The sequence below is a fragment of the Vibrio sp. WZ-1 genome (assembly GCF_052037695.1).
Lineage (GTDB): Bacteria > Pseudomonadota > Gammaproteobacteria > Enterobacterales > Vibrionaceae > Vibrio.
This window is the reverse complement of the sequence record NZ_JBQEQR010000078.1, coordinates 1-11,999: the sequence shown is the minus strand read 5'-3', so window position 1 is coordinate 11,999 and position 11,999 is coordinate 1. Positions and strand designations below refer to the sequence as shown.

The window sequence follows — 11,999 nt, the reverse complement described above, 5'->3', positions numbered from 1 at the left end:
AGCGTGAGGTGAGTGAGATGCAAAGTACTTCATCCAATAAGAAACTCACTATCAAGTTGCTATTAGCGACTGCGCTGATGTTCGGCTTCGGTTTTGCTCTTGTGCCACTCTACGACATCATGTGCGATGCGCTTGGCATTAACGGCAAAACCAGTGATGTGGCAGCGATTCAACCAACGGGTATGCAAGCAGATATCACCAGAACCATTCGCGTGGAATTTATGGCACACGTAAGCCCAGATATGCCTTGGGAATTCAAACCAAAGGTTGTATCCATGGATGTTCATCCGGGCGAAGTGATTCAAACTGAATATCTTGCATTTAATCAAAGTGGTGAAGACTTGGTAGGGCAAGCTGTACCATCCGTATCGCCGGGTACTGGTGCGGCTTACTTCAATAAAATCGAGTGTTTTTGCTTCAATCAACAACCATTGGAAGGTAAGCAACAAGCGAGTATGCCTTTGATTTTCTACATTGAACCGGATGTGCCGGATTCAATTCATACATTGACCTTGTCTTACACACTCTACAAATTTCCTCCTCAATCGGGCGAGTCGTCGGTAGTTAGCCTCTCAAGGAGTGAGCAACAGGCGGGTGAGCGTCTGTAAGGAGAGAACTTATGAGTAACAAGCCTGAGACCTATTATGTTCCTGCACAGAGCAGTTGGCCTATTGTTGGGGCATTTGCGTTATTCCTTGTTGCGGTCGGTGCTGGGATGACGGTTCAAGGTACCCAAAGTGATGGAGCGGTTGGCACACTTGGCGGCATTATTCTCGCGGTTGGTATGCTGTTTCTGCTTTACATGCTAGCAGGGTGGTTCAGTAACGTTATCACGGAGTCCCTTACCGGAAAATACAGTGCGCAAATCACGCGTTCATTTAGACAAGGAATGAGTTGGTTCATCTTTTCAGAAGTGATGTTCTTTGGCGCGTTCTTTGGTGCTCTGTTTTACGCAAGAATGATTTCGGTACCTTGGTTAGGCGGTGCCGACAACAACTTCATGACCCATGAAGTGTTGTGGCCAAGTTTTGAGGCGATATGGCCGCTCACCACGACGCCAGGTGGGGAAACAACGCAAGCTATGCCATGGCAAGGGATTCCATTAACCAACACTATCTTGCTGTTATTGTCTTCGATTACCTTACATATGGCACACATCAGCTTAGAACAAGACAAACGAACCGCATTGATTGTTTGGTTGGAAATCACCATCGTCTTAGCGGGCTTCTTCCTCTATTACCAAGCCGTTGAGTATGCGCACGCTTATCAAGACATTGGACTAACGCTGCAATCCGGTATTTACGGAAACACCTTCTTTATGCTAACGGGCTTTCATGGATTGCACGTTTGTCTCGGCACCATTTTTCTCATTGTGTTGCTGTTCCGCATCGCCAAAGACCATTTCTCGCCGAAAGACCATTTTGCATTTCAGGCGGGCAGTTGGTATTGGCACTTCGTTGATGTGGTTTGGCTATGCTTGTTTGTTTTCGTTTATGTGCTGTAAAGCTAGTAAGGGCGAGGGTTAGGGGCTATCCATCCAGCCCCTAGAGCAATCAGAAGGAGTATCACGACTAACGCAGAAAACATGACACGACGACCGAGGTAATGGCTCATTGGTTTACCTTTTTTCGATGAATCTTCAGGGTCTTCGCGAACCATTTCGATAAGCGCTTTTGCGAGGTTAAAGATGATGAAAAGCAGCAAAAGGACAAGCGTTAATTTGAACAGAAATACGGTTGACATGGCACCTCCGGTTTCGTCGTCGATATTATCGAAATGGGTTTGGGTTGCTGTCTTTTTAACTGTGGCTGTGTTTTCTCTATTGGTCAAACTGGGCTATTGGCAATTGGAACGTGGCAATGAAAAGCAGTTTTTGGAGCAAGCGATTTTAGCAAGGGCAAATACCTCTTATCAGGACATATCTGAAGTATTGGAAATGAACGATTGGCGAGAAGAGAGTGTTATAGGGGTTAAAGTAAAAGCGAATGTGACACCTGAACCACTCCCAATCATTTTATTAGATAACCAGACATATCAGAGCGAAGTGGGTTACCTTGCGTTTCAAATCGTGTCGATGTCTCATGATCCTGCGACTCTGGCGTTGCTTGAACTTGGGTTTGTGAAGGGAGAACGCTCCAGAGCCGTGTTACCTAAGGTTGAACATCTGACAGCGCCATATGGCATCACCGGGCGTTTGTATCGTAAATCAACTAATCCGCTAAGTTCAGACCTAATGGCTGAAATGGACGATACGATCAGAGTGCAAAACCTCAACATCAATCAACTTAGCCAACTACTTAACGTTGAGTTAATGCCAACGGTCCTCCAACCCGACAATCTAACGCGATGGCCGTATTCATTTCCTTGGAACCCTTTACCTTTAACCAGTGCAAAGCACTTTGGTTATGCTTTTCAATGGTTCGCTATGGCTGGCGTATTTTTGCTTATCACAATCCTGATTTTTATTCGTTGGATTCGACAACCACGCTCACAAGGAGGTGAGAAATGACAAATGCAGTCACGAAAGGACGAATTGTATTGGTGTCTCTGATTTGTCTATTTGCCCTCCCCGCGATTATTGCCAAGGTTGTATTGAGTCAAGGTTGGTACGAAACGGGAGTAACCAATCGAGGTGAATTGGTTGAGCCATATATCACGCTCGAACAATTAGGTCAGCCATCGCCGTTAGACGAAAAAGGTTGGCAATTAGCGTATGTATTGCCCCCAGATTGCCAAAAAAAATGTCAGCAACAAATACACTTGATGCAGCAAAGCCATATTGCATTAGGTAAATATCAGGAGCGTGTTGTGCCTGTTATATGGACCTCGGAAGAGGCAAATGACGTTGACCAGAGCATTGTGGTGATGCAAATGAATGACGCGCTTTCATCGAGAGTGAAAGCAGGTCAGATGTTGATCGTCGATCCGCTCGGGCAGCTTGTGATGTCCTATACGCCTGAAGCCAATGAGGATTTGGTACGGTTAAGTAAGGACGTATTGGCGGACTTACGAAAGTTATTGAAGTTGTCACGCGTAGGCTAGGGAGAGTGCAATATGACGTTAAGTCGTTTGGTTAGGTTCAGCCTGTGTCTTACCCTTGTGGTCATCATGTTAGGCGCGTATACGCGACTGGCTGATGCAGGTTTGGGGTGCCCAGATTGGCCAGGTTGCTACGGCCAGTTATTCGTTCCTCAAACCGAAGCCGAAGTCACGAAGGCAAATGCGTTGTTTCCCGAGCGCGCAGTGGAGCAAGGGAAAGCGTGGTTGGAGATGATTCATCGTTACTTCGCTGGAACTTTAGGCTTGGTCATTCTGATGATGACAGTTATGGCGGTGAGAGCAGAGCGCGTAAATGCGACAATTCCGGTATTGCTGTGTTTATTAGTGCTAGGACAGGCGGCGCTCGGAATGTGGACAGTGACACTAAAACTGATGCCAGTGATCGTTATGCTGCATTTGGTTGGTGGCTTTACATTACTGGTTTTACAAGCCCTGTTTTACTGTCAACTGCAGTCTCGCAATAGTATTTATTTTTCACCTTCCTCCAGAATGGTTCGGACTTTCTCATTCATTGTTTTCTCAGTTGTGCTGGCACAAGTTTTACTCGGAGGCTGGACATCTTCCAACTACGCAGCATTGATGTGTAGCGCTTTGCCGATTTGTGAAGGGAACTGGACAAGTTATTTATCATGGAAAGAGGCATTTTCGTTTTGGCAGACAGGCTTTGATAACTATGAATTTGGTGTATTAGATTATCCAGCTCGAATGACGATCCATATCAGTCACCGTATTGGTGCGATTGTTACTGCGTGTGTTGTATTGGCATATTGCATTCTACTTCTAAAACAAGATTCACATCATTCTCAACGTTTGGGTATATGGATTGGGTTTGCCTTGACTTGCCAGATCTTACTGGGTGTTAGCAATGTTGTATTTCAACTCCCTATCTATGTAGCGGTGGCGCACAATCTCGGCGCGGCTATCATGCTTACACTTATTTGCGTTAGTCAGTTCTACCTATGGCAGGGTAAAGCTCGTTGGAGTCATAAAGCGAAAGGAGTTCGCTATGAGTAAAGAAAGCGCGTTACCTCTAGAAAGTGGTAAGAAAAAGATTGGTTCAACCTATCTAAAGCTGACAAAGCCTAAAGTGGTCGCCCTTATGCTGATCACGGCTATTGTTGGCATGAGCTTAGCTCCGGTCGTTGACTTCCCATGGCTACAAGCTGCGATTGGTCTCATTGGCATTGGCTTGATGGCAGGCTCGGCGGCAGCGTTTAATCACCTTATCGATCGTCGTATTGATGCGCGCATGGCTCGAACGCACAAACGACCATTACCCTCGGGCGATACCAACCCTTCATCTGTTGCGCTCTTTGCTACTGCCTTGGGCGTGATTGGTTTTGTGTTGCTTTATGCCTTGGTGAATCCACTGACAGCGTGGATGACGTTTTTGAGTTTGCTCGGCTATGCGGTGGTTTATACCATGTACCTTAAACGAGCGACGCCACAAAATATTGTGATTGCCGGGATTGCAGGGGCAATGCCACCACTACTCGGTTGGACTGCGATAACTGGAGAATTACACGCTCACGCTTGGCTGCTGGTGATGATTATTTTCATTTGGACGCCGCCCCATTTCTGGGCATTGGCCATTCATCGTGTTGACGATTATCGAAAAGTGGACATTCCAATGCTCCCGGTGACTCATGGCATTGAGTACACTAAGACATCGATTCTTTTGTACACGATTCTACTCACGCTTGTTTGTATTCTTCCTGTGCTGGTGGGAATGGTTGGCTCGGTTTATCTGTTCTCTTCTCTACTTCTCAATGCTGGCTTTATGTATCACGCGTGGAAGTTGAAGTTTTCTCCTGAACCAAACAGCGCTATGGAAACCTTTAAGTTCTCCATTTATCACTTACTCGCTCTGTTTGTAGCCTTGTTGGCTGATCACTACATTAGTTTGCTCTTTACACTATAAAAGCGTTTTACCAACGCCATTAAAACGCGCGGAATAGGCGCGGTTTTTATTTGTATAATCACACCGTTTTGAAACTGCTTATCTAAGCTTATTCGCTAGCTATTGGTAACCTTTGAAGTGTTCTCTCATTGGCTATGGGAGTATCAGACTATGCATTGCTGTTTACGAAGAGGAGCCAAAACAGCCAACAATTTAAGATGCTTCAGTATTGCAGTGTGCATCGTCTTAACTCACAAGAGAGTTCAGTCGCCTTTCGCAGAAGAGTTTGAAGCAAGAAGTGTGAGAGCGAACGACTATTTTGTGTTAAGCCGTGTGCTAGTTCGGGAAGTTAGAGTGGTAAATACAAATAGGGGGCAAACAAAAAGGGATGCCGAAGCATCCCTTAGACTAGAGAAAAGAGTAGGGACTCTTATTCTGGTTGTACAAGTTCTTCGTATTGGAACTCAGGAACGAGTACTTCAACACGACGGTTTTTCTCACGACCTTCATGCGTGCTGTTGTCAGCTACAGGGTTTTCTTCACCCATCCCTTTAACTGTGAAGCGGTCTGCATCAATACCTGCTGAAATTAGGTAATCAGCCACTGATTGAGCACGGCGCTCAGACAGTTTTTGGTTGTATGCTGCTGGACCTGAGCTGTCTGTGTAGCCTGTAACTTCAACTTGAGCTTGTGGGTACTCGTTCAGGAAGTTAACAAAGTTGTCTAGGCGCTCAGAGACTGAATCAGTAAGTTTAGCACTGTCGAATTCAAACGTACCTGTACCGTACTCTTCTTTGTGCGTCTTAGTCATCATCACTGCTTCTGGCTCTACAACCTCCTCAACAACTTCTTCGGTCACTACTGCTGCTACAACAGGTGCTGCCGCAAATTTGTAGTTAAAACCAATACCAAAGAAGTTTGCATCCATGTCTTTCAGTATGTTGTCAGAGATGTCCTGGTAGCGTTGATACTCAGCACGAACACTCCAATTGTTATCGATAGCGTACTCTGCGCCTAATGAACCTGTTGGAACAAAGTCTTTCTCATCACCAGAAATCATGTAAGCACCACCGATTTTCGCGAACAGATTCCATGTATCGTTTAGGTGCCAGTTGAATTTAGGAGCGAGCGTTAGGGCCATAAGGTCGCCATCAATTGTATTAGCTGTATTAGCCCCTGACTTGAAATTAGCCTTGTAGTCACCTAAGTAATCAACGCCATACTCAAGAGCAATGAAATCGGTAAAGTCGTAACCAATGTGCATGCCAGCGCCGAAAGCGTCATCATCACAAGGGCTGTTCAGATAGCAAGCATCATCTAGTGTAGTCATGCCTACTTTGCCCCCGATATACATTTCAGCTTGAGCAGAGTTAATTAAACCACCAGCTACCACTGCTGCTACTGCAATTGCTACTTTTTTCATAGTGTTTCCTTGTATTGATTGCATATTAATTTCTACTTTGTTTTAACAAATTTTAGTTAAACTAGGGAGTTATAAGAACTTAGTTTAATAGTCATTTAATTTAACATCAAGCAACATTATCTTAGAACTTGCTACAATTTTCGTCGCGAACTTCCTCACAAACTTCTGAAATTTCTTACATTGTAGACAAATTTTTCAAAGTTATTGGAAAATATACGATTATTTTGAATTTTCGTGTACATATATTTTTACGCCGTGCTTTGAGTTGAACGTTGGTTGTTGATTTGCATTTTTTCAAAAAAAGTGATTGAAACTCTTTCTCTAAGCCGATAAGTTATTTCTACAGACACGAATAAATTAGCCCACAGACCTTATTTTTACTTGCTTTGTGAACAATGTTGCAGTGAGCAAAGTTTAAACAAATGAGTGGGCAGGGATAGTAACTAGGAAGTAGAAGTAATGTTTCAAACTGATGATGTAAGAATTAATAGAGTAAAAGAGTTATTGCCACCTGTAGCAGTACTAGAGAAATTTCCGGCAACTGAAACAGCTTCCACAACAACTTTTGAATGCCGCAATGCGATCCACAATATTCTTGAAGGAAAAGATGATCGTCTACTTGTGATTGTAGGGCCATGTTCAATTCATGATCCGGAAGCCGCGGTAGAATACGGCAAAAAATTGAAAGTGCTACGCGATGAGCTTAGTGGCCAACTAGAAATCGTGATGCGAGTGTACTTCGAAAAACCGCGCACGACCGTTGGCTGGAAAGGTCTAATCAATGACCCTTATCTAAATGACACATTTAAACTGAATGATGGTTTGCGCATTGGACGCAAGTTATTGCTTGACCTGACAGATATGGGGCTACCAACAGCAAGCGAATTCCTAGATATGATTACGCCGCAATATGTTGCTGACTTGATTAGCTGGGGTGCAATTGGCGCACGTACGACAGAATCACAAGTTCACCGTGAGCTTGCTTCTGGCCTTTCTTGCCCTGTTGGTTTTAAAAACGGTACAGACGGCAATATTAAAATTGCGAGTGATGCAATTCGTTCGGCCAGTGCATCTCACCACTTCTTATCTGTAACCAAGTACGGCCACTCTGCTATTGTCGAAACAGCGGGTAACCCAGATTGCCATATCATCCTGCGTGGTGGTAAAGAGCCAAACTACAGTGCAGCGCACGTTGCTCAGATAAAAGATGAGTTGGATGTTGCTAAACTGCCTAAGAAAGTGATGATTGATTTTAGTCATGCCAACAGTTCTAAGCAGTTCAAACGTCAAATGCTTGTATCTGATGATGTGTCTGAGCAGATCTCAGGCGGTGAAGATGCAATCTTTGGTGTTATGATCGAATCGCACCTTGTCGAGGGTCGTCAGGATTTAGTGGATGGTAAAGTAGCCAACTATGGACAATCCATTACCGACGCTTGTATTGGGTGGGAAGATACTGAAACAGTTCTACGTCAATTATCTGATTCAATCAAAGCTCGTCGCGCTAAATAAGCATCTAATACTCAATATTAATAGAAGCCAGCAAATTGCTGGCTTTTTAGTGCTTGAAAATCACTTTTCGATGCTGCTGTGACAAACAGACACGGCAACGAAAACGACGCTGTTGCACATATCCCATGTGTTTTAGCATCAAATCCGTTATGGTATCTGAATAGATTAAAAAACACTCAAGGAATGAGATGAATAGAAACGTCTGGCTACTCTCGCTTTGCCAAGCTTTATTAATGACAGGGAATATCCTTCTGATCTCCGTCATTGCCCTTATAGGTAAACAAATTGCGCCCTCTTCAAGCATGGTTACTTTACCTGTGGCGTTACAATTTCTTGGGCTAATGTTTGCAACTATCCCCGCGTCTTTAATTATGGGTAAATTAGGACGACGCTTAGGTTTTAGCTTGGGTAACGTCATCGGTATATCCGGGGCTTTGTTGGCGACCTATGCGTTATCATTGCAAAACTTTACTTTGTTCTGCGCCTCAACCTTTTTATTAGGGGTAGGAATTGGTTTCGGTACTCTCTATCGCTTTGCGGCTATTGAAGTTTGTGATGAATCTGCGAGGCACCGCGCAATTTCAATATCAATGGTAGGGGGAGTACTAGCGGCAGTATTGGGACCCAATCTCGCCATCTATTCACAGAAGTGGTCAACCGATGGGCTATACACTAGCGCTTTTGCGGTATTGGTTGTTCTCTATGTTACTGCATTAGTTTTATTGCAAACGATCCGATTTCCAGCTGCACATATTTCAAATGCCTCAGTTAGTTCCGATGCGTTGAAAGATATCATCAGACGCCCAAATTTTATGATTGCAGTGTTCGCAGCGATGGTCGCTTATGCTGTCATGAATATCCTTATGACAGCAACACCACTTGCGATGATTGGCTGTGGGTTTGACTTCACTAGAGCTGCGGGTGTTATTGAATGGCATGTGCTAGGTATGTTTTTGCCAGCTTTTTTTACCGGGAGGCTAATCGAGTTATTCGGGGCTAAAAAAATGATACTAGTTGGTGGTATGTTATTTATTGCGTGCATTGCGATCAACATTCACGGCGTGTCTATATGGCACTTTAGCTTTGGGTTGATCTTACTAGGTGTCGGTTGGAACTTCATGTTCATTGCTGCAACCAGCTTGTTTAGTCAGAGTTATGAAATGAAAAATAAGAGTAAAGCGCAAGCGTTTAATGAGTTTTTCGTGTTTAGCTGCGTAACGATTACTGCTCTGTTATCTGGTTGGTTAGAATCCACTGTGGGATGGCAGAAATTAAACTTGTATGTATTGCCGTTTGTCTTATTGGTTATGGCTATATTCTTAGCGAAAGAAAGAAAAGCGGCCCACCAAGAAACAATTAAGGAATAGCGTCACTGATTGAGTACATCAACTCTTGTGATATTGGCTCATTGATTTGGTATTGGTAATAAATTGTAAAGAAATTCATTAACAAGAAGCAAAAATTGTCGTTTGGTTAAGACTTTTTCTCTAACATTTTGTAATAGGTTAGATATTTGTGTATATATCTCGCCACAAAAATAGAAATTTCAAAGAAAATTATATATGTCAGCCAATCTTTCCAATAAAGCTCAAGAGTCTCTAGTCGGTGATGGAGTCGAACTTGTTTCAACAACCGATCTTAAGGGTGTTATCACCTATTGTAATGAGGCATTTTGCCAAATTGCTGGGTTTGAACAACATGAACTTCTAGGCCAAAATCACAATATAGTGCGCCATTCGGATATGCCTAAAGCGGCATTTGGTGACCTGTGGGAAAGGCTGAAGCAAGGCAAAGCATGGAGGGGTATTGTAAAAAACAAGACCAAAACTGGTGGTTATTACTGGGTCGATGCTTATGTCACGCCAATTTATGACAATGGAAAAGTTACGGGTTATCAATCTGTACGTGTGAAACCAAAGCGAGAATGGGTAAATATCGCAGCTAGAGCTTACCAAGGGTTACGTGGCGCAGAGAAGTCAGGGCGAGCATGGTCTTTATCAATAAGTGATAGCGTTCGTTACGCAATCCTACTGGGGTCGTTGGTTGCTCCGGCAATTTCGTATTCTATGTCAGTTGATGGTTTATTTGGCTGGCTTGCAAGCATATTGCCTGCCGGGGTTCTCGCACTGTTGTTTAGACAAGAACTTATCAATACGCCAGCTGAACTGAAAAAACTTCAGTCGCAGTATGACAGTATTAGCCGCTTGGTGTATTCAGGAAACAAGCCGTTTTCGATAGCAGACTACCAGCTCAAAATGGCTTCTGCGCGCATTCGTACTGTTTTAGGACGCATGACAGATTCAGCAGCGCCTCTACAACATTTCGCACAGGATCTAAGTAAGACGACCTCAGAAGTTTCATCTGCTTTGGGTCAACAGACTGTCGACATTCGTCAGGTAAGAGATGCAGCGGAGGAGATGCAATCATCAGCCAACTCGGTTTCTTCGAGTACCAACGATGCACATCTTCTTATCGATGACACTCTCAAATCATGCATGATGGCCAAAGATACTATCGATCAAACTCATAGCAATCTTGCTCAATTAAGCCAACAAGCAGAGAAAGCAACGGAAACAACTTATCAACTAAGCGATCAGGCGCAGAAAGTCAGCCATTTAATGGAAGAAATTGGTGGTATCGCTGATCAAACTAATTTATTAGCATTGAACGCTGCAATCGAAGCCGCTCGAGCTGGTGAGCAGGGACGTGGTTTTGCTGTTGTCGCTGATGAAGTTCGCGCTCTTTCTGGCAGAACATCCAATGCAACAGATCAGATTCAAGCGTCAATTGATACTATGCTTTCGACAATTCAGAATTGGCAACAAGATATCATTGCGAACAAAGAACAAACGGATACATGCTCTCAAGTTGCAGAGCAGAGTGCACTGAGGTTGTCTGAAGTTGAACAAATGATGCAAACCATGAGTGGTTTAATGGTTAACGTCGCTGAGTCTGCAAACAAGCAATTGGAATTGTCGAGTGATGTCAACCAGCATATCCACTCTATTGCTTCAACTGCTGAGCAGAATCTTGCTGCAACACATACTGTTGATCAGAACAGTCAAAAGTTAAAAGAGCGCGTTCAAGATTTCTATCGTTTGGCACAACAATTTGAAGAGAAATAGCTCTAGATACAGCGCTTATTTGTACCAATTGTAGAATAACGACTTTTTGAAAATTATAGTCTTGTTCTCAAGCGTTTCTCTTGCACTAACTTTGATCACTTACTTACGGTACTGGTATTAATGAAAAGCTTGTTGATACCTAGTTTATTCCAATAAAAAGAAAGCCCCACATCAAAGATGTGGGGCTTGTCAGTTTTCAATTTCGCAATAGAGAAAACTGAAAATACTAAGCGATTAAGCTAGTACTTCTTTTGCTGTGTTCACTACGTTTTCTACAGTGAAACCAAACATTTCGAACAGTTGGTCAGCTGGTGCCGATTCACCGAATGTTGTCATACCGACGATGCGACCATCGAAGCCAACATACTTGTACCAGAAATCAGCAATACCAGCTTCGATTGCAACACGTGCAGTCACGTCTGAAGGCAGTACAGATTCACGGTAAGCCGCATCTTGCTTGTCGAAAGTATCAGTAGCAGGCATTGAAACCACGCGTACTTTCTTACCTTCTGCAGTTAGTTGTTCTGCTGCTTTCACTGCTAGCTCAACTTCTGAACCAGTCGCGATTAGGATTAGCTCAGGCTTACCATCGCTGTCTTTTAGGATGTAACCACCTTTTGCGATGTCTGCAACTTGCTCAGCAGTACGCTCTTGTTGTGCTAGGTTTTGACGAGAGAAGATAAGTGCTGATGGACCATCTTTACGTTCAATTGCTAGTTTCCAAGCTACCGCAGACTCAACTTGGTCACATGGACGCCATGTGCTCATGTTTGGAGTCAGACGTAGAGACGCGATTTGCTCAACTGGTTGGTGAGTTGGACCATCTTCGCCAAGACCGATAGAGTCGTGCGTGTAAACTTGGATGTTCTGAACTTTCATCAGAGCAGCCATACGCATTGCGTTACGTGCGTATTCCATGAACATTAGGAACGTCGCGCCGTAAGGAACGAAACCACCGTGTAGTGCGATACCGTTCATG

General features: G+C 43.8%; 12 protein-coding genes. 9 read left to right on the top strand and 3 right to left on the bottom strand.

Annotated elements, in window-relative coordinates:
* Nucleotides 1-17 precede the first annotated feature (17 nt).
* Nucleotides 18-608, top strand: coding sequence for a cytochrome c oxidase assembly protein (locus ACTS60_RS14360; RefSeq protein ID WP_088879987.1), 591 nt, complete (start codon nt 18-20; stop codon nt 606-608).
* Between the two features lie 11 nt (nt 609-619).
* Nucleotides 620-1,504: a cytochrome c oxidase subunit 3 gene (locus ACTS60_RS14355; RefSeq protein ID WP_010452572.1), complete on the top strand. Its 885-nt coding sequence runs from the start codon at nt 620-622 to the stop codon at nt 1,502-1,504.
* A 2-nt stretch (nt 1,505-1,506) separates the two neighbouring features.
* Here ACTS60_RS14355 and ACTS60_RS14350 read toward each other — a convergent pair whose 3' ends face one another.
* Nucleotides 1,507-1,743 (bottom strand): DUF2909 family protein, encoded by a 237-nt coding sequence (locus ACTS60_RS14350; protein WP_005425979.1) that lies wholly within the window; start codon nt 1,741-1,743, stop codon nt 1,507-1,509.
* On the opposite strand from ACTS60_RS14350, the gene ACTS60_RS14345 reads away from it, so the two are divergent.
* From ACTS60_RS14345 to cyoE, 4 genes are read left to right on the top strand one after another with little or no spacing between them, the layout of a single operon-like run.
* Nucleotides 1,742-2,509: an SURF1 family protein gene (locus tag ACTS60_RS14345; RefSeq protein ID WP_440888781.1), complete on the top strand. Its 768-nt coding sequence runs from the start codon at nt 1,742-1,744 to the stop codon at nt 2,507-2,509. The two genes, ACTS60_RS14350 and ACTS60_RS14345, sit on opposite strands and share 2 nt — an antisense overlap.
* Entirely contained in the window at nt 2,506-3,042 is a 537-nt protein-coding gene (locus ACTS60_RS14340) for a hypothetical protein (RefSeq protein WP_038882933.1), read from the top strand. The genes ACTS60_RS14345 and ACTS60_RS14340 overlap by 4 nt, the downstream gene beginning before the upstream one ends.
* Before the next feature lie 12 nt (nt 3,043-3,054).
* Entirely contained in the window at nt 3,055-4,074 is a 1,020-nt protein-coding gene (locus ACTS60_RS14335; RefSeq protein ID WP_440888780.1) for a COX15/CtaA family protein, read from the top strand.
* Nucleotides 4,067-4,981, top strand: a complete 915-nt coding sequence (cyoE, locus tag ACTS60_RS14330; RefSeq protein WP_440888779.1) for a heme o synthase — start codon at nt 4,067-4,069, stop codon at nt 4,979-4,981. The genes ACTS60_RS14335 and cyoE overlap by 8 nt, the downstream gene beginning before the upstream one ends.
* Nucleotides 4,982-5,390: 409 nt before the next feature.
* Here the strand turns inward: cyoE and ACTS60_RS14325 are convergent, their stop codons facing one another.
* Nucleotides 5,391-6,383 (bottom strand): OmpA family protein, encoded by a 993-nt coding sequence (locus ACTS60_RS14325; RefSeq protein ID WP_440888778.1) that lies wholly within the window; start codon nt 6,381-6,383, stop codon nt 5,391-5,393.
* Between the two features lie 459 nt (nt 6,384-6,842).
* Here ACTS60_RS14325 and aroG point away from each other — a divergent pair, with 459 nt between their 5' ends.
* The 3 genes from aroG to ACTS60_RS14310 all read left to right on the top strand — a co-directional run bounded on the left by aroG (nt 6,843) and on the right by ACTS60_RS14310 (nt 11,020).
* Nucleotides 6,843-7,895, top strand: a complete 1,053-nt coding sequence (aroG, locus tag ACTS60_RS14320; RefSeq protein WP_440888777.1) for a 3-deoxy-7-phosphoheptulonate synthase AroG — start codon at nt 6,843-6,845, stop codon at nt 7,893-7,895.
* A 188-nt stretch (nt 7,896-8,083) separates the two neighbouring features.
* Entirely contained in the window at nt 8,084-9,262 is a 1,179-nt protein-coding gene (locus tag ACTS60_RS14315) for an MFS transporter (RefSeq protein ID WP_440888776.1), read from the top strand.
* 195 nt (nt 9,263-9,457) lie between these two features.
* Nucleotides 9,458-11,020, top strand: coding sequence for a methyl-accepting chemotaxis protein (locus tag ACTS60_RS14310; RefSeq protein ID WP_440888775.1), 1,563 nt, complete (start codon nt 9,458-9,460; stop codon nt 11,018-11,020).
* 234 nt (nt 11,021-11,254) lie between these two features.
* On the opposite strand, the gene ACTS60_RS14305 is transcribed toward ACTS60_RS14310, so the two are convergent.
* A partial coding sequence (locus tag ACTS60_RS14305; protein ID WP_440888774.1) for a transketolase-like TK C-terminal-containing protein occupies nt 11,255-11,999 on the bottom strand: 745 nt, incomplete at its 5' end.